25 protein-coding genes are annotated in these 20,906 nt (G+C 65.6%); 14 read left to right on the top strand and 11 right to left on the bottom strand.

Annotated elements, in window-relative coordinates:
- Positions 1-49: 49 nt before the first annotated feature.
- A complete protein-coding gene (locus tag CG716_RS04510; RefSeq protein ID WP_094476889.1) occupies positions 50-1,321 on the top strand; it encodes a cytochrome P450 in 1,272 nt (423 codons plus the stop codon).
- Here CG716_RS04510 and purD read toward each other — a convergent pair.
- Both purD and CG716_RS04500 read right to left on the bottom strand, forming a co-directional pair.
- Positions 1,308-2,579 carry a phosphoribosylamine--glycine ligase gene (gene purD / locus CG716_RS04505; RefSeq protein WP_094476887.1) on the bottom strand — a complete coding sequence of 424 codons (1,272 nt, stop codon included), beginning with the start codon at positions 2,577-2,579 and terminating at the stop codon, positions 1,308-1,310. The two genes, CG716_RS04510 and purD, sit on opposite strands and share 14 nt — an antisense overlap.
- Before the next feature lie 27 nt (positions 2,580-2,606).
- A complete protein-coding gene (locus CG716_RS04500) occupies positions 2,607-4,145 on the bottom strand; it encodes an acyl-CoA carboxylase subunit beta (protein ID WP_094476885.1) in 1,539 nt (512 codons plus the stop codon).
- An 87-nt stretch (positions 4,146-4,232) separates the two neighbouring features.
- On the opposite strand from CG716_RS04500, the gene CG716_RS04495 reads away from it, so the two are divergent.
- The 3 genes from CG716_RS04495 to CG716_RS04485 are packed head-to-tail and all read left to right on the top strand — an operon-like array spanning position 4,233 to position 6,549.
- Entirely contained in the window at positions 4,233-5,507 is a 1,275-nt protein-coding gene (locus CG716_RS04495) for a cytochrome P450 (RefSeq protein WP_165774021.1), read from the top strand.
- A gap of 28 nt (positions 5,508-5,535) precedes the next feature.
- Positions 5,536-5,922, top strand: coding sequence for a hypothetical protein (locus CG716_RS04490; protein ID WP_094476883.1), 387 nt, complete (start codon positions 5,536-5,538; stop codon positions 5,920-5,922).
- A 3-nt stretch (positions 5,923-5,925) separates the two neighbouring features.
- Positions 5,926-6,549: a TetR/AcrR family transcriptional regulator gene (locus tag CG716_RS04485; protein ID WP_094476881.1), complete on the top strand. Its 624-nt coding sequence runs from the start codon at positions 5,926-5,928 to the stop codon at positions 6,547-6,549.
- Here CG716_RS04485 and CG716_RS04480 read toward each other — a convergent pair.
- The 4 genes from CG716_RS04480 to CG716_RS04465 form a co-directional block, all read right to left on the bottom strand.
- Positions 6,546-6,824: a hypothetical protein gene (locus CG716_RS04480; RefSeq protein WP_094476879.1), complete on the bottom strand. Its 279-nt coding sequence runs from the start codon at positions 6,822-6,824 to the stop codon at positions 6,546-6,548. The two genes, CG716_RS04485 and CG716_RS04480, sit on opposite strands and share 4 nt — an antisense overlap.
- 222 nt (positions 6,825-7,046) lie before the next feature.
- Positions 7,047-7,883, bottom strand: coding sequence for a hypothetical protein (locus CG716_RS04475; protein ID WP_094476877.1), 837 nt, complete (start codon positions 7,881-7,883; stop codon positions 7,047-7,049).
- Positions 7,884-8,046: 163 nt separating this feature from the next.
- Positions 8,047-9,258 (bottom strand): sensor histidine kinase, encoded by a 1,212-nt coding sequence (locus CG716_RS04470; RefSeq protein WP_234817711.1) that lies wholly within the window; start codon positions 9,256-9,258, stop codon positions 8,047-8,049.
- Positions 9,259-9,329: 71 nt separating this feature from the next.
- Positions 9,330-9,704, bottom strand: a complete 375-nt coding sequence (locus CG716_RS04465) for a heme-binding protein (RefSeq protein ID WP_094476875.1) — start codon at positions 9,702-9,704, stop codon at positions 9,330-9,332.
- 206 nt (positions 9,705-9,910) lie between these two features.
- Between CG716_RS04465 and CG716_RS31055 the strand changes: the two genes are divergently transcribed.
- On the top strand, positions 9,911-10,240 hold the full coding sequence (locus tag CG716_RS31055; RefSeq protein WP_094476873.1) for a hypothetical protein: 330 nt from the start codon (positions 9,911-9,913) through the stop codon (positions 10,238-10,240).
- Positions 10,241-10,355: 115 nt separating this feature from the next.
- On the top strand, positions 10,356-11,012 hold the full coding sequence (locus CG716_RS04455; RefSeq protein ID WP_094476871.1) for a response regulator transcription factor: 657 nt from the start codon (positions 10,356-10,358) through the stop codon (positions 11,010-11,012).
- Positions 11,013-11,091: 79 nt separating this feature from the next.
- Here CG716_RS04455 and CG716_RS04450 read toward each other — a convergent pair whose 3' ends face one another.
- Complete coding sequence (locus CG716_RS04450; RefSeq protein ID WP_133066866.1) at positions 11,092-11,298, bottom strand: hypothetical protein; 207 nt, start codon at positions 11,296-11,298, stop codon at positions 11,092-11,094.
- Positions 11,299-11,599: 301 nt separating this feature from the next.
- Here CG716_RS04450 and CG716_RS04445 point away from each other — a divergent pair, with 301 nt between their 5' ends.
- A complete protein-coding gene (locus CG716_RS04445; protein ID WP_234817710.1) occupies positions 11,600-11,986 on the top strand; it encodes a hemophore-related protein in 387 nt (128 codons plus the stop codon).
- 68 nt (positions 11,987-12,054) lie between these two features.
- Entirely contained in the window at positions 12,055-12,279 is a 225-nt protein-coding gene (locus CG716_RS04440; RefSeq protein ID WP_094476867.1) for a hypothetical protein, read from the top strand.
- 14 nt (positions 12,280-12,293) lie between these two features.
- Here CG716_RS04440 and CG716_RS04435 read toward each other — a convergent pair whose 3' ends face one another.
- The 4 genes from CG716_RS04435 to CG716_RS04420 are packed head-to-tail and all read right to left on the bottom strand — an operon-like array spanning position 12,294 to position 15,843.
- Complete coding sequence (locus CG716_RS04435) at positions 12,294-12,731, bottom strand: carboxymuconolactone decarboxylase family protein (RefSeq protein WP_094476865.1); 438 nt, start codon at positions 12,729-12,731, stop codon at positions 12,294-12,296.
- A 2-nt stretch (positions 12,732-12,733) separates the two neighbouring features.
- Entirely contained in the window at positions 12,734-13,594 is an 861-nt protein-coding gene (locus tag CG716_RS04430; protein WP_094476863.1) for an NAD(P)-dependent oxidoreductase, read from the bottom strand.
- Positions 13,591-14,343 (bottom strand): SDR family oxidoreductase, encoded by a 753-nt coding sequence (locus CG716_RS04425; protein ID WP_094477339.1) that lies wholly within the window; start codon positions 14,341-14,343, stop codon positions 13,591-13,593. Before CG716_RS04425 ends, CG716_RS04430 begins: the two co-directional genes overlap by 4 nt.
- Positions 14,344-14,376: 33 nt before the next feature.
- Entirely contained in the window at positions 14,377-15,843 is a 1,467-nt protein-coding gene (locus CG716_RS04420) for an aldehyde dehydrogenase (protein ID WP_094476861.1), read from the bottom strand.
- A 175-nt stretch (positions 15,844-16,018) separates the two neighbouring features.
- Here CG716_RS04420 and CG716_RS04415 point away from each other — a divergent pair, with 175 nt between their 5' ends.
- Genes CG716_RS04415 through CG716_RS04390 form a run of 6 tightly spaced genes read left to right on the top strand, consistent with a single transcriptional unit; the run spans position 16,019 to position 20,837 of the window.
- Positions 16,019-16,624: a TetR family transcriptional regulator gene (locus CG716_RS04415; protein ID WP_094476859.1), complete on the top strand. Its 606-nt coding sequence runs from the start codon at positions 16,019-16,021 to the stop codon at positions 16,622-16,624.
- Positions 16,621-17,835 carry a cytochrome P450 gene (locus CG716_RS04410; protein WP_094476857.1) on the top strand — a complete coding sequence of 405 codons (1,215 nt, stop codon included), beginning with the start codon at positions 16,621-16,623 and terminating at the stop codon, positions 17,833-17,835. The genes CG716_RS04415 and CG716_RS04410 overlap by 4 nt, the downstream gene beginning before the upstream one ends.
- Before the next feature lie 14 nt (positions 17,836-17,849).
- Complete coding sequence (locus CG716_RS04405; protein WP_094476855.1) at positions 17,850-18,710, top strand: SDR family oxidoreductase; 861 nt, start codon at positions 17,850-17,852, stop codon at positions 18,708-18,710.
- Positions 18,710-20,068, top strand: a complete 1,359-nt coding sequence (locus tag CG716_RS04400; protein WP_094476853.1) for a lanosterol 14-alpha demethylase — start codon at positions 18,710-18,712, stop codon at positions 20,066-20,068. The genes CG716_RS04405 and CG716_RS04400 overlap by 1 nt, the downstream gene beginning before the upstream one ends.
- A 5-nt stretch (positions 20,069-20,073) precedes the next feature.
- Entirely contained in the window at positions 20,074-20,277 is a 204-nt protein-coding gene (locus tag CG716_RS04395; RefSeq protein ID WP_094476851.1) for a ferredoxin, read from the top strand.
- Positions 20,278-20,288: 11 nt separating this feature from the next.
- On the top strand, positions 20,289-20,837 hold the full coding sequence (locus CG716_RS04390; protein WP_094476849.1) for a nuclear transport factor 2 family protein: 549 nt from the start codon (positions 20,289-20,291) through the stop codon (positions 20,835-20,837).
- Positions 20,838-20,906: the final 69 nt, after the last annotated feature.

The following is a 20,906-nucleotide window of genomic DNA, read 5'->3' as shown; positions in this document are numbered from 1 at the left end:
ACTACTGTCAGCCATTCGATAAGCCTTTCGACAGCGCACCGAGGAGACCATGACCGTCGACAGTCTGCCGCTTTCCCCGCGGCCGTACCACCCGCTGGACATTTCGGCACCGGACTTCTGGACGGCCGACTTCGCCACCCGCGACCACACATTCGCGCGGCTGCGCGCGGCCGGGGGTTTGTCGTGGCATCCGCCGGTGTCGTCGGTCTTCCCGCATGAGGAGACCGGATACTGGGCGATCACCCGCCACGCCGACGTCAAGTACGTCAGCCAGCACACCGAGATCTTCAGCTCAGCGCTCGGCATGAGCGTCGACCCCCTGCCCGCCGAGGTGCAGCAGGCCACCAGTTTCTTCCTGGCCATGGATCCGCCGGAGCACACCTTGTACCGGCGGTTGATCAGCGCCGCGTTCACTCCGAAGCAGGTTCGCCGCATCGAGGCCCAGATCCAGGCCAACGCCGCCGATATCGTCGACCGGCTGATCGAAAAGCTTTGCGACGGTGAGGAAATCGACTTCGTCACCGAGTGTTCGGCGAAGCTGCCGATGCGGACGATCTCGGACATGATCGGCATCGCCCCCGCCGATCAGGAGGCGGTGGCATACGCGGCCGAAAGCCTGTTCAGCGCCACCGACGACGACTACGCCACCTTCGAGGAGCGGGCCACCCACGCGCTGACGCAGATCGGGATTCTCACCGGTTCGGGTATCGAGCTGGCCCAGCTGCGCCGCCGCGAACCGCACGACGATCTGATGACCAACATCGTCAACGCCGAGGTCGACGGTCACCGGCTCACCGATATCCAGATCGGCTCGTTCATGGTGCTGCTCGGCGCCGCAGGCAACGACACCACCAAGCAGACGACCTCGCACGCCTTCAAGGCGCTGGCCGACAATCCCGGCCAGAAGGCTTGGCTGCTTGAGGATTTCGATGCCCGGATCGGCCCGGCGGCCGAGGAGTTCATCCGGTGGGCCACCCCGGTGCTCAACTTCGCCCGGCACGCGGCCGTCGACACCGAACTTGCCGGCACCGCGATCAAGGCCGGCGAGAAGGTCGCGCTGTTCTACTGTTCGGCCAACCGCGACGAAGCCGTGTTCGACCGTCCGGGCGAGTTCGACATCACCCGAGCACCCAACCAGCACTTCGGTTTCGGCGGCGGCGGTCCGCATTTCTGCCTCGGCGCCAACCTGGCCAGGACCGAACTTCGCCAACTGTTCCACCAGCTGCTCACCCGGCTTCCCGAGGTCGCGGTCGGCGAGCCGGAATACCTGCACAGCAACGTTATTCACGGCGTGAAGCGACTGCCGGTCAAGCTCGTGTGATTCGTCCTTCGGCGGCGGCCAGCGCGATGTCGGTGCGGAAATGGCTGCCGGGCAGGCGAATCGACGACAGGATCGCGTAGGCCGCCGCACGGGCAGCCACCAGGTCGGCGCCCGCCCCGACCACCGAGAGCACCCGCCCGCCGGAGGAGACGACGGCGCCGTCGTCGCGTCGGGTGGTGCCCGCGTGCAACACGCCGTCGGCCTCCGAGCCGGTTATCACATCACCGACCCGCGGTCGGCCGGGGTAGTTCTCGGCGGCCACCACGACGGTAACGGCGTAGCCGTCATGCCATTGCAACGGCCCGAAGCCGGCCAGCGTGCCGGTGGCCGTGGCGTTCAGCAGTTGCCCCAGCGGCGATTCCAGCAGCGCCAATACCGCCTGCGTTTCAGGATCGCCGAATCGGCAGTTGAATTCGACTACGGCCGGCCCTGCAGACGTCATCGCCAGTCCCGCATACAGCAGACCGGAGAACGCGCAGCCACGTCGAACCAGTTCGGCGGCAACGGGTTCGACGACGCCGCTGACGATGGCGGCGGTCTCGTCGGCGCCGAGCCACGGCAGCGGTGAATACGCGCCCATCCCACCGGTGTTCGGGCCGGCATCGTTGTCGCCGACACGCTTGAAGTCCTGGGCCGGCAGCAGCGGCACCACGGTCGCGCCGTCGACCAGACAGAACAGCGAGACCTCGGGGCCGTCGAGGAACGACTCGAGCAGCACCGGGTGTCCGGAATCCAGCAGCGAGGCGGCGTGTGCGCGGGCCAGGTCGCGGTCGGCGGTGACCACCACTCCCTTGCCTGCGGCCAGGCCGTCGTCCTTGACCACCCAGGCGGCCTGGCCGGCGGCGGGGCCGAACCGGTCGAGCGCGGCATCCAGATGCGCCGGGTTGTCGACGGTCTCGCTGCCGGCAGTGCGCACACCGGCGGCGGCCATCACATCCTTGGCGAATGCCTTGGAGCCTTCGATCTTGGCGGCTTCCTTCGAGGGTCCGAAGCAGGCGATACCGGCGGCGCGCACCGCGTCGGCCACACCGAGCACCAGCGGTACCTCGGGGCCGATGACCACCAGGTCGATGGCAAGCGTGCGGGCCAAGGCGGTGACAGCCTCAGCCGAGGTGACGTCGAGGTCGTGTTGCTCGGCTACCGCCGCGGTGCCGGCGTTGCCGGGCGCGATGGCCAGGAAGTCGACTTGGGGGTCTTCGCGCAGGCCCAGAAGCAGGGCATGTTCGCGGGCACCGGATCCGATCACGAGGACGCGCACAGGTTCACACCCTATCGCCCACTGCGACTACCAGGTATCGACGAACCGCCTCGGCGCCGGGAGATCACCGCGCGCCGTCGCGGCGGTCAGCGTCGCGGCGATCACCGCACGGGTGTCGGCCGGGTCGATGACATCGTCGATCTCGAAGATCTGCGCGGCGTTGAGCGCTTTGGCGTTGTCCTCCATCGCCGCGGTGGCCTCCCGGACCCGCTGTTCGCGCTCGGCGTCGTCGGTGATGGCCTCGAGTTCCTTGCGCATCCCCAGCCGCACCGCACCTTCGAGGCCCATCGGTCCGAGGTGGGCGTTGGGCCACGCCACAGTGAGCACCGGCTCGTGCAGGCTGCCGCCGGTCATCGCCTGTGCCCCCAGCCCGTAGCCGCGGCGCAACACCACGGCCACCAGTGGCACCCGCATCGCGGCCCCGGCGACCAACATCCGCGAGGCGCGCCGCACCAACGCCTCGGCTTCGGCGGCCGGGCCGACCATGTAGCCGGGGCAGTCGATGAGTGAGACGACGGGCAGACCGTAGGTGTCGCACAGCTGCAGGAAGCGCGCCGCCTTGTCGGCTGCCGCGGCGGTGATCGCGCCGGCCATGACCATCGTGTTGTTGGCGATGACGCCGACCGGGCGGCCTTCGATGCGGGCCAGCGCGGTGACCATCTCCGGGGCGAACTTCTCCCGCAGGAAGGTGACGGTGTCGTCGTCGGCGAGGGTTTCGATGATCGGGGCGACCGGGTAGGCGCGCCGGGCCCGCTCGGGAATGACTGTGCGCAAAGGGGTTTGGTCCGGGGCCGGGCCGGGCGGGGTGCTGCCTTGGAAATACCCGATGAGGCGTTTGGTGACGGCGACGGCCTCCGCTTCGTCGGCGACGACGACATCGACGACCCCGTTGGGCGATTGCACCGAGATCGGGCCGACGTCGTCGGGCGCGACATCGCCCAGCCCGCCTCCGGCGATCATGGCCGGGCCGCCCATGCCGATCGACGTGTCGGCGGTGGCCACGATGAGATCCGAGCACCCGGCGATCACCGCGTTGCCCGCAAAGCAGCGGCCCTTGACGACGGCGATGCGCGGAACGATGCCCGACAGCGCCGCCCACAGTTTGAAGGCCCGCGTTTCCAGCTGCGACACCGCTGGATAGTCGGTATCGCCGGGCCTGCCGCCACCACCCTCGGCGAAGAAGACGGTAGGCAGTCGCAGCCGTTCGATGAGCTCGAAGAGCCGGTCCTTCTTGCGGTGCCCGAAGACGCCCTGGGTGCCGGCCAGCACGGTGTAGTCGTAGGCCAGCACCGCGCAGGCGTGTCCGTTGATGGTGGCCGTTCCGGCGATCAGCCCGTCGGCCGGCGTGCGGGCGATCAGGTCGTCCAGATCGCGGCGGCGGCGCTGGGCGGCGATCGCGAACCGCCCGTACTCGACGAAGGAATCCGCGTCGATCAGGTCGGCGATGTTCTCGCGGGCCGTGCGCCCGCCTGCGGCGTGCCTGCGGGCCACCGCGTCGGGGCGGGCCGCGTCCTCGGTCAACGCGCGTCGCCGCTGCAGGTCGGCGAGGTCGGGGCGATCAGTCATCAGCTGAACTTAGTGGCCATACACTCAACAATCAGGTGTATGGTCTAGGCCAAGGTGCGCTACATCACAGGAACAGCGAGGTAGACCATGACCACCGCGGACGTATGCCCGTTCGGAGCGGAACCCAATTCCCGGGTCGCGTCGCTCCTGCCCTCCGGCTTCGATTTCACCGACCCTGACCTGATCAAAGAGGGCATGCCCGTCGCCCAGTTCGCGCAACTGCGCAAGACCGCGCCGGTGTGGTGGAACGAGCAGCCGCTGGGCAGCACGGTCTTCGACGACGGCGGCTACTGGGTGATCACCAAGCATCGCGACATCCGCGACATCTCCCGCGACGGCCACCTGTGGTCGACGAACAAGCAGGGCGTGGTGATGCGCTTCGCCGACGACATGACCAAAGACCAGGTGGAGATCACCAAGGCGTTGTTGATCAACCACGACGCGCCCGAACACACCCGGCTGCGCAAGCTGGTCGCGCGGCTGTTCACCCCGCGCGCGGTGGCCAAGCTGGAGGAGAAGCTGGCCGACGCCGCCCGCGACATCGTCGCCGCAGCCGCAGCGAAGGGCACCGGGGATTTCGTGGACGACATCGCGATGCAGTTGCCGCTGCTGGCGATCGCCGACCTGCTCGGCGTCCCGGAAGCCGATCGCCAGAAGCTCTTTCACTGGACCAACAGCATCATGAACACCGACGACCCGGACTTCAACGACGTCGATCCGATCGTCGCCAACGCCGAGCTGATGGGCTACGCGTATTCGATGGCCGAGGACCGCAGGAAGTGCCCGGCCGACGACATCGTGACGCGGTTGGTGGAGGCCGATATCGATGGTGAGGCCTTATCCGAGGTCGAGTTCGCGTTCTTCGTGATCCTGCTTGCGGTGGCCGGCAACGAGACCACTCGCAACGCGATGACCCACGGGATGAACGCGTTCTTCGAAAACCCTGACCAGTGGGAGCTGTTCAAGCGCGAGCGCCCGGAGACCGCAGCCGATGAAATCGTCCGCTGGGCGACCCCGGTGCACTGCTTCCAGCGCACCGCGCTGCAAGACGTGGAACTCGGGGGCGTCACGATCCGGGAAGGTCAGCGGGCCGGCCTGTTCTACAGCTCGGCCAACTACGACGAGGACGTCTTCGACGACCCGTTCCGGTTCGACATCCTGCGCGACCCCAACCCACACCTCGGGTTCGGCGGCAACGGCGCGCACTTCTGCATCGGCGCCAACCTCGCGCGCATGGAGATCAAGCTGATCTTCAACGAGATCGCCAATCAGCTTCCGGACATCAGCAAGCTCGGCGAACCGCAGCGGCTGCGGTCGGGCTGGCTTAACGGGGTCAAAGAACTGCCTGTCGCCTACCACTAGGGCGGGGCCGCAGATAGCATCGCGGATCATGGGCTACCCGGGCTATCCACCGCCGTACCCCGGCTATCCGCCCGCGCCCGCCAAGCCGCCGCGCTCGGCAGCCGATCTGACGATCTCGATCATTCTGCTGGTCTTGACGGTGGTGGTCGGTGCCGTCGGCGCGTTCCTGGGCATGTTCTCGCTGGCGTTCCTGGACAGCTGCCCGCCCGCGACGTGCAGTGTCGAGGGCGCAGTGACCGCGGTCATGACGGGGGTCGGGGCCGCCGCGCTGGTCGGCGTGGTCGGCATCATCGTCACGATCGTCGTGCTGGTGGCCCGCAAGAAGGCGTGGCCCTATGCCGTGGGCACGTTGGTGCTGACGTTGGCGGCGCTGTTCTTCGGCGGTGTGGGGTTCTACGCGGCCGTGGGCGGGTAGATCGTGCGCACTCATGGCTGGTCGGGATCAGCGCCGGCCACCGACGAGGAGGCCGTCGCCCGGATCCTGGCGGCGGCCAACAAGGCCATCGACGTCCGCGGCGCAGATCTCAGCATCGCTGACGTCGCCCGCACCCTCGGCGTGACCCGGCAGACCGTGTATCGCTACTTCCCCAGCACCGACGCGCTGCTCCAGGCCGCCGCGATGGCGTCGGCGACCGGATTCCTCGACCGGATGGCCGCGCACTTGGCCGATATCACCGATCCGGCGGAGGCAGTGACCGAAGGAATTGCGGCAGCGGTGGAATCGCTGCCGAACGATAAGCACATGGGCCTGCTGCTCGGGCCCGAGCGGGTCGGCGCCTTCAGCGCCGAAGTCACCTCTGATGTCGCGCTGGCGTTCGCAGGCTCGCTGTTGCGTCGCTTCGACGTCGACTGGGCTGCACACGGTTTCGGTGATAACGAGCTTGACGAGCTTGGAGAACATCTGCTGAGGATCGTGCAATCGTTCATGGTCGACCCGGGCCGCCCGCCCCGTCACGGGGACGAGCTGCGCCGGTACCTGCGTCGTTGGGTCGGTGCGGCGTTGCTCGACTCCGACCACCGGCCAACGCGCACAACGGGTTAGGGAGCCGGCGGCGCGTCTTGCATCTGGGCGTTTGCCGGAGCGGCCTTCGCGGCGTGGCCGACCAGATCGGCGTCCACATGTACCGGCCACACCACGGCGGCGAAGATGGCGCACACCGATACCACCGGCGGGCAGAGAATTGTCACGGTCGTGTCGACGACCTTCACCCACTGCGAAACCTGTCGAGCCACCCTGGTCTGCTTGGGCGCTTTCTCCGTCCACAGGCTGAGCATGGTTGGGGCGGTCCACGAGTCGTACATGGTCATGGAAGTCATTGCCACTCCTGCCCTTTGATCGAGACCCACCGGCTACTCGATTTCACTTCGGTAACACTGATGCACTCATGTCACATTTGTGACACGGCCCGATAACTGTTTGCGATCTAGCCGTTTCCTTACCGTTGTCTTACCGACCTCTTTGTTATTAAGAGCGCCCTGGCACCGGAGCCCCTCCCCCTTCGCCGACGAAGTGTGAGAAGAGCCCCGGCCGCCATCGGCTCAGTTCCCGGTACGGCCTTGGTGAACCGTCTGCGCGATGTCACGAGCCGCCTGGTGACGGGTGGTGACGATCTGCTTGTGGTCGGAAACCATCTGGCTGCGATTACCGGCGATCTCGGCATGAGCGCTGCGGCGAGTTGTACTGATCTGCTGTGCGGCGTCCGCCTTGCTGATATCGCCTGCCCGCACGCTCTGCCGGACCGCGACGTCGGCCGTGACCGTGGCCTGCCGGATTGAAGCGTTCTCCTGGGCATCGGCGACGATCGCGGAGCGGGTCATAGCATTGTCCATCTTGGCCGTGTCGATGATGGCTCGGACCGCCTGCGCAATGCTGCCGTCGTGGGTACCGGCAACGACAAGCGGCGCCTCGGCGCCTGGGTCCTGGGTGCCGGCGATGATGTCGCGGATATCCGCCGCCGCCCCCTGCCGAGTCTGATGGATATCGAAGCGAGATGCGCTGATCGACTGCCGCGCATCATGATTGGCGGTGTGAGCATCGTCGAGAATCGAGACGATCTGCCCTTCGCCGATCGCGCCGGCAACAATGCTGGCGCCGATGGCCTCGACCGAATCACGACGGGTGGCCCGAATGTCCTGTCGGTCGGCGGCAATATCGGCGCGGTCAGCCTGAACGGCGGTGTGCGTCGCGACCAGCACCTCGTGAATGGCCGAGGCGATGTCGGCAGGCAGCGACGAGGCTGCCATTTTCCACGCGTAGTTGGACACCAGCGGGCCCGCCGCGAGGGCTGACACCGAGATTGCGGCCGTGGCGGTGATCGCGGCGATCGCCGCGATCGCCGCGATCGGCGAACGCTGCGCCTGATTGATGACGGTCATCGTTTTCCTGTCTCTTAGAGTGTCTGTGAATCGGTTGGATTCACATCCAAAGTTGGAGCGATTCCGCGGCGCTCACCAAAATGCGCCACGCACGTTAGTTCATCAACTGAGGTGTTGGTTCAGCGTTTGCAGGGCAACGCAATTGGTGCGGAGACGAAGACAACTACTGGGGTGCGCGGGGGAACACGACCTCGACCGTCATCCCACCGCGAGGGCCTGGTGTCGCGACGACGTTTCCACCGTGCGCCTCGGCGACGGCGCGCACAATCGAAAGTCCGAGGCCGGCCCCACTGAAAACCGCGGTGCCCGCCTGCTGGTCGTCGTTGGTCAGACGGCGAAATGGCTCGAACATGCGCTCCACATCGGCCGGTGAAACGACGGGGCCGGCGTTTTCCACACGCACCCGGGCCTCGCGGGCGTCGGCCGTCACGCCGACGTGTACCCACCCTCCGACAGGCACGTTGTAGCGCACCGCGTTGTCGACGAGATTGTCGATGAGGCGTTGCAGGAGAGCCGGATCACCGGCCACCCGCGCAGGATTGATGGTCGAGGTGATGTGGATACCGGCCTGTGCCGCCTGTTGACTCGCATTGACGATCGACTGGGTGGCCGACTCCGCCAACTCGACCTGAACGAGCCTGTCGATGCGCTGGTCGCTGCTCGCCAGCACAAGCAGCCCGTCGATGAGCCTTTCGTGCCGTTTGTTGACGCCCAGCAGTGTCTCGGCGAGCCGGCGGGTTGGCTCGACCAGCTCGGGATCCTCCAGTGCTACTTCGATGACCGTGCGGTTAATGGCGAGTGGGGTGCGCAACTCGTGAGAAGCGTTGGCCACGAACCGATATCGACTCTCAAACGCCCGGTCGAGGCGCTCGAGCATCGCGTCGAACGTGTCGGCGAGCTCTTTGATCTCGTCGGACGGCCCACTCAGCGAAATGCGCTCGTGAAGGTTCCTGTCGACGACGCGGCGCGCGGTCGCAGTGATCTCCTGCAACGGCTGCAAGAAACGGCCGGCAACCACCCAGCCGAATGCGAAGGCCACCACGCCGACGACCGCCAAGCACACTAGCGACCACACCAGCACCGCCCGTAGCGTGTCACGGCGCTGCTGCTCGGCCTGCTTGTTCAAGCCGATGATGAGGTCCTCGAGAATCGGGTGGGCTTGCAGACCGCGCTGACTCAGAAAGGTCTGGGCCGTCTCCAGCGCGTTGACACCAGGGCTGTTGTCCAACGATTGCCGTACGTAGAAATACATCACGGCGATCAGCAACGCGCCCGCGACAAAGAAGGCCCCGCCGTAGAGCACGGTCAACCTGATCCTGATAGTCCTGCCCCGCAGCGGCCAGCCCAGCACCTGCGATGTCTCGAATGACTGCACCGTCTAATCGTCGCTGATCTTTTGTTTGCTCGCCGTGAGGGTGCGCGGCAAGCGACCGTCACATGCGGCGCTCAGCTGCCGAGCGGCCCGGGCGGCAGCGCGACACCACATCGCTGGGCGAGATCGTTGAGCGGTGACCGCAGATGTTGCAGGTCAGCACGAACCGACGGGTTGGCATTCAGGTACTGCTGGGCATCCGCCCGCATCTGCGGGCGCGACTCCCCCTTGAGCCTCGTGAACGCGTCGTTGACGTCGGGATGGGCGTCAAGGTAGTCCGCCGTACTGCTGGCCACCTCAGACACCGTGCGGGCCAGTCCGCTGGCGGTGCAATCGTCGGATGCCACTGCGGGTGCGGCCGGCACCACGACCACAACCGCGGCGGAGACGGCGATACCGACGAAAGCGCGTCGCAGTACCGACGCCGAAGTGCTGGGGCTGATGGCCATGTGGTCACCGATCCTCTCGGTCAGCTACAGAGCGCCCGGCGATTGCCGGACGCCAGGTCATCCTGTCGTCATCGCTGTTTGGTGGGCGTGAGGACATTCCTCACCGTGATCGAACATCCTGCGCACCAGACTGATTCGGCGTTGGCGGTCCCGACGTCGAGACCAGTTGCCAACTGCCGCATCAATTCACATGAAAGGAACTCACCATGAGTTATCGGCGATTCACCAAACGGGCGCTGGTTGGCTTGGCATGCGCCGCACTGCTGTCCGCACCGTTGATCGCGCTGTCAAGCGTGGCAAACGCAGACCCGGGTCTGGGCTGGGGCGCACCGGGGCCCGGCCTTCTCCCGGGACTTGGGTTCGGCGGTGTCGGGGGCCCTGCTTCCGGTCTTGGGCTGCTCCCCGGCGCAGGACTGGGCGCTCCCGGCCCGGGGATCCTGCCCGGGCCGGGACTCGGCGGCCTCGGCGGACCCTTGTCAGGTCTCGGAGTGCTGCCCGGCGCAGGACTCGGCCTTCCCGGTCCCGGCTTGATCTGACCAGCTGAAGTCGGGCGTGCGACGCGGGGTGCAAACCTCACGTCGCACGCCCGAACCAGCAGGATGACTCTGCGCCAAACAGCCACCTAACGAGGCCGGGAGCATACTTTCGGTCATGCGGGTGTTGGTCGTCGAAGACGAAGTCGTGCTCGCCGACGCAATCGCCGCAGGTCTGCGCCGCCATGCGATGGCAGTCGACGTCGCCTACGACGGAGCCAGCGGACTCGAACGCGCAACGGTCAACGATTATGACGTGATCGTCCTCGACCGCGGTCTTCCTGTGCTCTCTGGCGACGATGTCTGCGCGGAGCTGTCCACGAGCGGCCGTCTCGCCCGGATCTTGATGCTGACCGCGGCCAGCGCCGTAGCCGACCGTGTCAACGGTCTTCAACTCGGTGCCGACGACTATCTGAGTAAGCCGTTCGCCTTCTCAGAGTTGGTCGCACGGGTGCAGGCGCTGAGCCGGCGGTCACAGGCGGCCGTGCCGCCGATACTGGAACGTGCCGGTATCCGACTCGATCCCCACATGCTCACGGTGACGCGCGACGGCACACCGATCAGCCTGTCCCGCAAAGAATTCGGGGTACTGGCGGAACTCCTTCGAGCCGATGGAGCCGTGGTGTCCGCTGAACATCTGCTGGAGAAAGTATGGGACGAGCACGCCGACCCGTTCACCGGCGCGGTGCGCTACACCATCATGATGGTGCGTCGAAAACTCGGGCCACCACCGATCATCGACACCGAAACCGGATCGGGTTATCGGATTCCGTGATCGCTGCCGGCCACCGAGCCCGCCACCCGTCTTATCTGACCGGGCAGCGGGCCGACTCGGCGGCGAGCTCCGCTCCCCGTCAGGGAGTCAGCGCGCGGAAGGGATGAGTGAACGCCCAGATCGGGTGTTCGGCATCGCCGACGTAGTGGCGCACGGGATGCTCGGGACCCGACCAGTACGGCAGCCACGGATCGGCCGAGGCCACCGCCGGAGCGGCGAACGCGCTCAGTACTGATACACCGAGCGCACCGATCAGCACTGCAGCCCTGGTTCGTGTATTCGACATTTCGTTTTCCTTTCTGGCGACTTCACATCGGCGGCGGATCGTCCGAACATCGGTCGAAACTGTTGGGCGTCAACCACTTAGCACAAGTCGGCCGAGGATGAACGGTCCACCACAAGCAGTGCAACACCGACGCTGTTAGGTCGTCGTTGGTGTGCAACCGACCAACGATCGAGGCGAGCAGCACTCACCGGTGATTCACGTCAAACGCAGGCGATTCCTAGCAGAGACCAAACACGGCAAGTGATGAAGTGAATGTCGACCGTTCCCAACGGCTTAGGAATATCGATCAGGAGGCTCGGATATGGTCACAGCGCAATGGGGCAAACGTATGGCGGTAGTCTGCGCGTCGGTGGTCGGAATGGCTCTCGCCGCGGTGAGCGCGCCGGCCTACGCAGCGCCCGATTTGAGTCCGTTGGTCAACACGACGTGTAACTACTCGCAGGTGGTGGCGGCGCTCAATGCGCAGGCTCCGGATCTGGCAAAGGAGCTCTCACAGTTCCCGCAAGCTGAGTCCCGGCTTCAGAGCTTCCTCGCCGCGCCGGTCAACCAACGCCAGCAGATACTGCAGCAGGCCAGCGCCGCGCACCCGCAGTGGGAGGCTCAGCTGAATCAGCGAGTCGGCACTGCGCAGGGACAACAGTACGAAAACACCGTGATTCAAGTCGCCAACACCTGCAACCAATACTGAGAAACTGCTGCGGCCCCAACGCAGTAGCCACGCGGCCGCATCGAACGCAGTGCAGAGAGGAGTTACCGATGGACAGTGGACAACGATCGGGAGAAGCGGCAACTGCTCAACCTGAAACGCTCGCCGTCCCCGATTGGGCGCATCTCGTCGACGAGCTGCTGGTGGCCCGGGCAACTCGGCGCAAAGCAATCGTCGATGCCCGGCTGGCGCTTGCCAGAACGCTGACGGGGTCCCGGATCACTCTGCGGCGGCGCATCGTTCGCGGGGTGGGTCACGTCATCGCCGGTACCTAGGGCCGCCCGGGCAGCTAGCCGTCCAGCGTCTTGCCGCTGTGCATCTTCAGCGCGTCGTTGACGTTGGCCTTCTTGTCCTCGCCCTGGCCCGCTTCGGCAGCCTTCTTGCGCTTGGCGGTGACCTTGGTGACCACTCCGTCCAGCTTCGAACCCAGCGGGAAACCGAGGTAGTGCGTCAAGAAGATCGCCATCTCCTTGAGCTCCTCGGGCGTGAGCTCCTCGTTGTGCAGGGCGGCGTTGGCCTGGATCTCGGCCAGGTCCGAGATGCCGAGCGCGGTCACGACGGTCAGCGTCATGATCCTCTTGTCCCGCATGGTCAATCCCGGACGCGTCCAGATGGTGCCGAAGAGGTGGTCGGCCGTCAGAGCGAAATAGTCGCCCGGCGAGTCCGGCATTTCCCAGCCGTAGACCTCGTTCATCTTGTCCAGGCCCTTGCGGCGCAGCTCGTCCATCACTAGTCCTTCGCGGTCGAAGAGGTATGCGGTACACCGAGACCCTCGGCCAAGTCCCGCAGGGCGATCTCGGCCAGCGGCAGTTCAACGCCGGTGGCTTCGCCCAGGGCCAGCGCCAGTTTCAGGTCCTTCTCGGCCAGCCCGCGGGTGTGCATGAACATGTTGTAGACGAAATGGTCCGGCGCAAGCGGTTTGGTGTCGTCCCGAACCATGATCGCACCGGGCCCGCCGCTCTGCGCGTCGCTGTGCCGCACCACACGGCCCAGCTTCTGCAGGTCGATTCCGGCCGCCTCGGCAAGCCTGGCCGCCTCGGTCGCGGCGGTGAAACCGATGAAGGTCAACATGTTCCGAGCGATCTTCATCCGGGTTCCGGCACCGGGCTCGCCGGCACGGACCACCATCGACGCCCAATGCTTGAACACCGGCTTGACGAGTTCGTAGGCCTCGTCGTCGGCGCCGACCATGACGGCCAGCTCACCCTTGTCGGCCGCGCCGGCACCGCCGCTGACCGGCGCGTCGACGATACGAATACCCTTGGGGGCCAACTGCTCCGCCAGCTCGGCGGCGGTGTCCGGCTCGATCGTGGAATGGATCGCGATGACCGTGCCCGGCTTGACGTGCTCGGCGAGCTGGCCCACCACATCGCGAACCTGCGCGTCGTTCAGCACCGTCACTTCGATGACATCGGCTTTCGCAACATCAGCCACATTGTCCGCTAATTCGGCGCCGAGTTCAGCCAGCGGCGTCATGGCTTCGGTGCGCACATCGAACACGATGAGACCGCCGGGCCACTCGACGAGCCGCTTGGCCATCGGGGCGCCCTGGTTGCCCAGCCCGATGTAGCCGACCTTGATATCACTCATGAGCGGAAGATCTGTCCGCCGTCGACGTTGAAGATCTGACCGGTGATCCACTTGGCCTGATCCGACAACAGGAACAGGCACATGCCCACCAGATCGTCGACTTCACCCATGCGCGACAACGGAATTCCCTTGACGATGTCGGCGACCATCTCCTGCGGTGTAGTGGTGCGGTTTGCCTCGGTGTTGATGGGGCCGGGCGCGATCGCGTTGATCCGGATGTTCTGGCCGCCGAGCTCGGTGGCCAGCTGCTGGGTGAGGCTGTTGACCCCGGCCTTGGCCAGGCCATAGAAGTTCGAGTACAGCCACGCCGCCGTGGACGACTGATTGATGATCGCTCCGCCACCGCGCTTGGCCATCTTCCGGTACACCGCCCGGGTGCACACAAGGGCGCCGTCGAGGTTCACGCTCATGAACTTCTTGTAGTAGTCCCAGTCCACCGTGATCAGGAAGTCGAGCTTCATCCCGCCGAAGATCGCGGCGTTGTTCACCAGGTAGTCGATCCCGCCGAACTCGGCCAACGTCTGGTCAGCCATCGCCTTGGCCGACACCGGGTCACTGACGTCGACGGGCAGTGCGATCGCGGTGCCCCCCTCACCCTTGATGCCGTCGGCAACCTTCTGCGCGCCTTCGGTATTGATGTCGGCGACCACCACTGCCGCGCCCTCCCGGGCGATGGCCTCGGCATACGCCTGCCCGATGCCGCCACCGGCACCGGTGACGATGGCGACCTTGTTGTCGAACTGTCCCATGCTCTTCTGCTCTTCCTCTGGTGCTGGCCGCATCTAGACAGCCGTGGCAATGACTTTCAGTTCCAGGTATTCCTCGAAGCCGGCGACACCCATTTCGGAGCCGACACCGGACTGCTTGTATCCACCGAATGGCACGTCCGCGGAGTACCACACCCCGCCGTTGACGTTGACGGTGCCGACCCGCAGCCGGTTCGCGACACCCTGCGCACGCTCGTTGTCGCCGCTGAACACGGTCCCCGACAAGCCGTATGGCGAATCGTTGGCGATGCGGATCGCGTCGTCGTCACCGTCGTGGGCGATGACCGTGAGCACCGGCCCGAAGATTTCTTCACGCGAGACCCGGGCGCTGTTGTCCAGCCCGGCGATGACGGTCGGCTCGATGAAGTAGCCGGTGTCGCGGTCGGCGGGACGCCCGCCGCCGCAGGCGAACCGTCCACCTTCGGTGATCGCCAGATCGAGATACGACTGCACGCGGTCGCGCTGACGCTCGGAAATGACCGGCCCGCAGATGGTTCCGGGGTTTGTCGGGTCGCCAGGCTTGAGCCCGGCCATGGTGGCGGCGGCCGCCTCGACGGCTTCGTCGTAGCGCGCCTTGGGCACCACCAGCCGGGTGGTGATCGCGCAGCCCTGGCCGGCGTGCATCGACGCAGTGAACGCCGCCATCGAGCAGGCGCCCGCGAGGTCGGCGTCGTCGAGCACCAGGAACGCCGACTTGCCGCCGAGTTCGAGGAAGACCTTCTTGATGGTGGCTGCGCCGGCAGCCATCACGGCGCGGCCGGTGTTGGTCGAGCCGGTGAACGACACCATGTCGATCCGCGGGTCGCTGGACAGCAGCGCCCCCACCGCATGGTCGTTGGACGTGACGATGTTGACCACACCCGGCGGAATGTCGGTGTGCTCGGCGATCAGCTCGCCGAGAACCGCGGCGCACCAAGGGGTATCGGGTGCCGGCTTGAGCACGATGGTGTTGCCCGCCGCGAGCGCGGGACCGAGCTTGGCCAGGTTGATCTGATGCGGGAAGTTCCACGGGGTGATCGCTCCGACGACGCCGACCGCCTCCCGGGCGATGGTGCGCTGGGTCTTGATGCCCATCGGCGAGGCAACGCCGAGATCCTGCCGCCAGGAATAGTTCTCGGCGGTGTCCGCACAGAACGACAGGTCGTCGACCGGACCTTCGAGCTGGGCGGCCGAGGTCAGCATGCGCGGGGCGCCGACCTCGGCGATGGTCATGTCGCGCAGTTCTTCGATGTTGGCTTTCATCGCATCGCGCAGCTGACGGATGGACCGCACCCGCAGTTCGGTGTTGGTGGACCAGTCGGTGGTGTCGAAGGCACGGCGCGCGGCCTCGATGGCGCGACCCATGTCCTCGGCACTCCCGTCGGCGGCCGTGCCCAAGATCTCCTCGGTCGCCGGGTTGATCGTCGGGTATCGGCCGTTGCCGCCTGGCACCAGCTTGCCGTCGATGAAGAGATCGCTGTTCTTGTCGGCCGCAATCGCCATCCCGACTCCCGTCTGCTTCATTGGACACGTGTCCGAGATTCTGTCTTTCGCACCATAGCCACAGACGCCTCGGTGGCGCAAGGTTCTTCGCGAAGCGAACTCACGTCAAGCCTGTGACATGGGACTTCAATGCAATCACTTGCCTACGGCGGTGCCTGTCCGATAACTTGGACATGTGTCCAGCGATGCCGTGCTTGCCGTCACCCCAGGTGACGATGCCGCGCCGCGCAATCGCCGCCAGGAGGAGACGTTCCGCAAGGTGCTGCGTGCCGGCCTGGAGATGCTGCGCGAGTCCTCCTACACCGATCTGACGGTCCGCGCGGTCGCCGCCCGCGCGAAGGTGGCACCGGCGACCGCTTACACCTACTTCTCCTCGAAGAACCATCTGATCGCCGAGGTCTACCTCGACCTGATGCGCGAGGTCCCTTACTTCACCGACGTCAACGACACCCGCCTGCAGCGCGTCGAGCAGTCACTGCGCAGCCTGGCGTTGGTGATCGCCGACGAGCCGGAGTTCGCTGCGGCGTGCACCACCGCCATGTTGAGCAACGACGCCGGGGTACTCCCGGCACGCGAACGCATCGGAGCCGAAATCCACAAACGGATCAAATCGGCGCTGGGGCCGGACGCCGACCCGCAGATCGTGTCCGCGCTGGAGATGACGTATTACGGCGCGCTCGTGCACGCCGGCACCGGCACCATGAGCTACCGCCAGGTCGCCGACCGGATCGGGTACGTCGCGGGACTCATTTTAGGAGACCACGTGGGAGAGAACGAATGAACGTACAGACTCCAGACGTGACGCTGGATCCCTACAACTACGACTTCCACGAGGACCCGTACCCGTACTACAAGCGTCTGCGCGACGAAGCACCGCTGTATTACAACGAAGAGCTCAAGTTCTGGGCGCTGTCCCGGCATCAGGATGTCTTGCAGGGCTTCCGCAACAGCACCACGCTCTCGAACAAGTTCGGCGTCTCACTGGATCCGGCGTCCCGCGGGCCACACGCATCGAAGACCATGTCCTTCCTCGCCATGGACGATCCCTCCCATCTACGCCTGCGCACGCTGGTCTCGAAAGGGTTCACGCCCAGGCGGATTCGCGAACTCGAGCCCCGAGTCACCGAGATCGCGGTCAAGCACCTCGACACCATGCTCGAGAAGGCGGCTGCCGGCGAGACCGTCGACTACGTCGACGAGTTCGCAGGCAAGCTGCCCATGGACGTGATCTCCGAGCTGATGGGCGTGCCCGAGGCCGACCGCGTGCAGGTCCGGGCCTGGGCCGACGGCGTGATGCACCGCGACGAAGGGGTCACCGACGTTCCGCCGGAGGCCGTCGAGGCGTCGCTCAACCTGATCGTCTACTACCAGGCGATGGTCGAGGAGCGGCGTAAGAGCGCAGGCGACGACCTGACGACGGCCCTGCTGGACGCCGAGATCGACGGCGACCGGCTGACCGACGACGAGGTCCTCGGATTCATGTTCCTGATGGTGATCGCCGGCAACGAGACCACCACCAAACTGCTTGCCAACGCGGCCTTTTGGGGCCACAAGAACCCCGACCAGCTGACCGACGTCTACACCGACCTGTCCCGGGTGCCGCTGTGGGTCGAGGAGACGCTGCGCTACGACACGTCGAGCCAGATCCTGGCGCGTACCGTGGTTGGCGATCTGACCCTGTACGACACTGTCCTTCCCGACGGCGATGTGGTCCTGCTCCTGCCGGGGTCGGCGCATCGCGACGAGCGGGCCTTCGAGAATCCCGACGACTTCCTCATCGGCCGCGACATCGGCGCCAAGCTGCAGAGCTTCGGCAGCGGCGCGCACTTCTGCCTCGGCGCCCACCTGGCTCGCATGGAGGCCCGGGTAGCCCTGGAAGAGTTGTTGAAACGTATCCGCGGATATGAAGTCGACGAGGCCAATTCGGTGCGCGTCCACTCCAGCAACGTCCGCGGTTTCGCCCATCTGCCCATGACAGTGCAGTCTCGCTAGAAGGAGCCGTTGAATTGCCACGTTTCGATCCTCTTCCCGACCGCAGGCCCGCGCTGGTCGCGGGTGCGTCATCCGGAATCGGTGAAGCCACCGCGATCAAGCTCGCCGCCAACGGTTTTCCCGTCGCTCTCGGCGCCCGTCGGGTGGACAAGCTGCGGGAGATCGTCGAGAAGATCCGTGCCGACGGTGGCGAGGCAATCGCGGTGCACCTGGACGTCACCGACCCCGACTCGGTGAAGGCCGCCGTGGAGCAGACCACTTCCGAACTCGGCGAGATCGAGGTACTGGTGGCCGGTGCGGGTGACACGTACTTCGGCAAGCTCGACTCGATCAGCATCGACGAGTTCGAGTCCCAGATGCAGATCCATCTGGTCGGCGCCTACCGGGTCGCCTCCGCAGTCCTGCCGGGCATGCTCGATCGGCAGCGCGGCGACCTGATCTTCGTGGGATCTGATGTGTCGCTGCGGCCACGGCCCCACATGGGCGCCTACGGTGCGGCCAAGGCCGCCCTGGTTTCGATGGTGACCAACTACCAGATGGAACTGGAAGGCACCGGGGTGCGCGCCTCCATCGTCCATCCCGGCCCGACCAAGACCTCGATGGGCTGGAGCCTGCCGGCCGAACTCATCGGACCTGCACTGGAAGACTGGGCCAAGTGGGGCCAAGCGCGACATGACTACTTCATGCGCGCCGCCGACCTCGCGCGCGCCATCACATTTGTCGCGGAGACCCCCCGCGGCAGCTTCATCGCGAACATGGAGCTCCAGCCCGAAGCTCCGCTGGCCGACAACACATCTCGTCAGAAGCTCGCCCTCGGCGAGGAAGGAATGCCCGGTCCGGCGGGCGCGAGCGAAGCGAGAAGGGAATCGATCTAGTGACGATCACCAAAGAAGTTCAGCGGGTCTCCGGTGGCGCAGAGGAGCACGGCCACCTCGAGGAATTCCGCACCGACCCGATCGGCCTGATGAAACGCGTCCGCGAGGAGTGCGGGGATGTCGGCTGGTTCCAGCTCGTCGACAAGCAGGTCGTCATGCTGTCGGGCGCCGAGGCCAACGAGTTCTTCTTCCGCTCCAGCGACGCCGAGCTCAACCAGGCCGAGGCCTACCCGTTCATGACGCCGATCTTCGGCGAGGGTGTGGTGTTCGACGCCGACCCGGAACGCCGGGCCGAGATGCTGCACAACACCGCACTGCGCGGCGAGCAGATGAAGGGCCACGCCGCCACCATCGAGGACGAGGTCAAAAAAATCGTTGCCGATTGGGGTGACGAAGGCGAGATCGAGCTGCTGGACTTCTTCTCCGAGCTGACGATCTACACCTCGACGGCGTGCCTGATCGGGCTGAAGTTCCGCGAGCAGCTGGATCGCCGGTTCGCCGAGTACTACCACGACCTCGAACGCGGCACCGATCCGCTGTGCTACGTCGACCCCTATCTCGACATCGAGAGCTTCCGCATTCGCGACGAGTCGCGCGCCAAACTCGTCGCGCTGGTGCAGGAGATCATGGACGGTCGAATCGCCAACCCGCCCAAGGGCAAAGAGGATCGCGACCTTCTCGACGTCCTGGTGTCGATCAAGGACGAGGACGGCAATCCCCGCTTCTCGGCCAACGAGGTCACCGGCATGTTCATCTCGCTGATGTTCGCCGGTCACCACACCAGCTCGGGTACTTCGGCGTGGACGCTGATCGAACTGATCCGCCACCCGGATACCTACGCCGAGGTCCGCAGCGAGCTCGACGAGTTGTACGCCGACGGCCAGGAGGTGAGCTTCCATGCGCTGCGCCAGATTCCGAAGCTGGACAACGTCGTCAAGGAGACGCTTCGCCTGCATCCACCGCTGATCATCCTGATGCGCGTCGCTCAGGACGAGTTCGAGGTGCAGGGCTATCCGATTCACAAAGGCGACTTCGTCGCAGCCTCGCCGGCGATCTCCAACCGCATCGCGGAGGACTTCCCAGACCCCGACGCGTTCCACCCCGATCGCTACAACAAGCCGGAACAGGCCGACATCGCGAACCGGTGGACGTGGATTCCGTTCGGCGCAGGTAAACACCGCTGCGTCGGCGCGGCGTTCGCACAGATGCAGATCAAGGCGATCTTCTCGGTCCTGTTGCGCGAGTACGAGTTCGAGATGGCGCAGCCCGCGGAGAGTTACCAGAACGACCACTCCAAGATGGTGGTCCAGTTGGCCAGGCCGGCAAAAGCCCGCTACCGCAAGCGTGTGAAGGCGTAATTCCGGTGGGCTGCTACCGAGTCGAACTCGACGAGGATCTGTGCCAGGGACACGCCATGTGTGAACTGGAGGCGCCCGACGTCTTCAAGGTGCCCAAGCGCGGCGTTGTCGAGATCGTCGATTCCGAGCCACCCGACGAGATACGCGATGACGTCGAGCGCGCCATAGAGATGTGTCCCACCCGAGCCCTATCCATCACCGAGAAATAGAAGGCGGAACAATGACTTCATCCTCCACACGAGAAGCACTCGACGACTGGGTCCAGCGCTGGCTGCAGGCCAACAAGGACAGCGAGAAGGCCGGCGACTGGACGAATCTGGCGGAGTTCTACACCGACGACGCCACCTACGGCTGGAACATCGGCCCCAAGGAAGACGTCATGTGCGTCGGTAAGGACCAGATCCGCGACGTCGCGCTGGGCCTGGAGATGGAAGGCCTGGAGAACTGGGTCTACGAGTACCAGAAGGTGCTGATCGACGAGAAGCAGAACGAGATCGTCGGCTTCTGGAAGCAGATCGCCAACAAGTCCGACGGAACCAAGGACGAGATCTACGGCATCGGCGGCAGCTGGTTCCGGTTGAACGACGATCTGCTGATCGAATGGCAGCGCGACTTCTTCGACTTCGGCCACGTGCAGAAGGCGTTCGTCAACCTCATCTCCTCGGGAGACCTGACTGCGACCATGCAGAAGCGCATCGAGCGCAGCCTCGCCGGCGAGAAGCTACCCGGCTACTACCCCCTCGGTGAGGCCCCCGTCCCGATCTGGTGAATACTCGACAGCCGTCAAGAAACCGGCCCCCGGCAGTGACTTAATAGGTGACGGAGGTCATAATGGTCC

Origin of the sequence: Mycolicibacterium sphagni (genome assembly GCF_002250655.1) — a bacterium.
In the GTDB taxonomy this organism is placed as follows: domain Bacteria; phylum Actinomycetota; class Actinomycetes; order Mycobacteriales; family Mycobacteriaceae; genus Mycobacterium; species Mycobacterium sphagni.
This window is presented reverse-complemented; position numbering and strand designations above follow the sequence as displayed.

What these genes read in the sequence shown, in the direction of transcription:
- CG716_RS04510 (WP_094476889.1), top strand. Translation starts at nt 50, where the DNA reads ATGACCGTCGACAGTCTGCCGCTTTCCCCGCGGCCGTACCACCCGCTG.
- CG716_RS04500 (WP_094476885.1), bottom strand. Translation starts at nt 4,145, where the DNA reads ATGACTGATCGCCCCGACCTCGCCGACCTGCAGCGGCGACGCGCGTTG.
- CG716_RS04495 (WP_165774021.1), top strand. Translation starts at nt 4,233, where the DNA reads ATGACCACCGCGGACGTATGCCCGTTCGGAGCGGAACCCAATTCCCGG.
- CG716_RS04490 (WP_094476883.1), top strand. Translation starts at nt 5,536, where the DNA reads ATGGGCTACCCGGGCTATCCACCGCCGTACCCCGGCTATCCGCCCGCG.
- CG716_RS04480 (WP_094476879.1), bottom strand. Translation starts at nt 6,824, where the DNA reads ATGACTTCCATGACCATGTACGACTCGTGGACCGCCCCAACCATGCTC.
- CG716_RS04475 (WP_094476877.1), bottom strand. Translation starts at nt 7,883, where the DNA reads ATGACCGTCATCAATCAGGCGCAGCGTTCGCCGATCGCGGCGATCGCG.
- CG716_RS04465 (WP_094476875.1), bottom strand. Translation starts at nt 9,704, where the DNA reads ATGGCCATCAGCCCCAGCACTTCGGCGTCGGTACTGCGACGCGCTTTC.
- CG716_RS31055 (WP_094476873.1), top strand. Translation starts at nt 9,911, where the DNA reads ATGAGTTATCGGCGATTCACCAAACGGGCGCTGGTTGGCTTGGCATGC.
- CG716_RS04455 (WP_094476871.1), top strand. Translation starts at nt 10,356, where the DNA reads ATGCGGGTGTTGGTCGTCGAAGACGAAGTCGTGCTCGCCGACGCAATC.
- CG716_RS04450 (WP_133066866.1), bottom strand. Translation starts at nt 11,298, where the DNA reads ATGTCGAATACACGAACCAGGGCTGCAGTGCTGATCGGTGCGCTCGGT.
- CG716_RS04445 (WP_234817710.1), top strand. Translation starts at nt 11,600, where the DNA reads ATGGTCACAGCGCAATGGGGCAAACGTATGGCGGTAGTCTGCGCGTCG.
- CG716_RS04440 (WP_094476867.1), top strand. Translation starts at nt 12,055, where the DNA reads ATGGACAGTGGACAACGATCGGGAGAAGCGGCAACTGCTCAACCTGAA.
- CG716_RS04435 (WP_094476865.1), bottom strand. Translation starts at nt 12,731, where the DNA reads ATGGACGAGCTGCGCCGCAAGGGCCTGGACAAGATGAACGAGGTCTAC.
- CG716_RS04430 (WP_094476863.1), bottom strand. Translation starts at nt 13,594, where the DNA reads ATGAGTGATATCAAGGTCGGCTACATCGGGCTGGGCAACCAGGGCGCC.
- CG716_RS04425 (WP_094477339.1), bottom strand. Translation starts at nt 14,343, where the DNA reads ATGGGACAGTTCGACAACAAGGTCGCCATCGTCACCGGTGCCGGTGGC.
- CG716_RS04420 (WP_094476861.1), bottom strand. Translation starts at nt 15,843, where the DNA reads ATGGCGATTGCGGCCGACAAGAACAGCGATCTCTTCATCGACGGCAAG.
- CG716_RS04410 (WP_094476857.1), top strand. Translation starts at nt 16,621, where the DNA reads ATGAACGTACAGACTCCAGACGTGACGCTGGATCCCTACAACTACGAC.
- CG716_RS04390 (WP_094476849.1), top strand. Translation starts at nt 20,289, where the DNA reads ATGACTTCATCCTCCACACGAGAAGCACTCGACGACTGGGTCCAGCGC.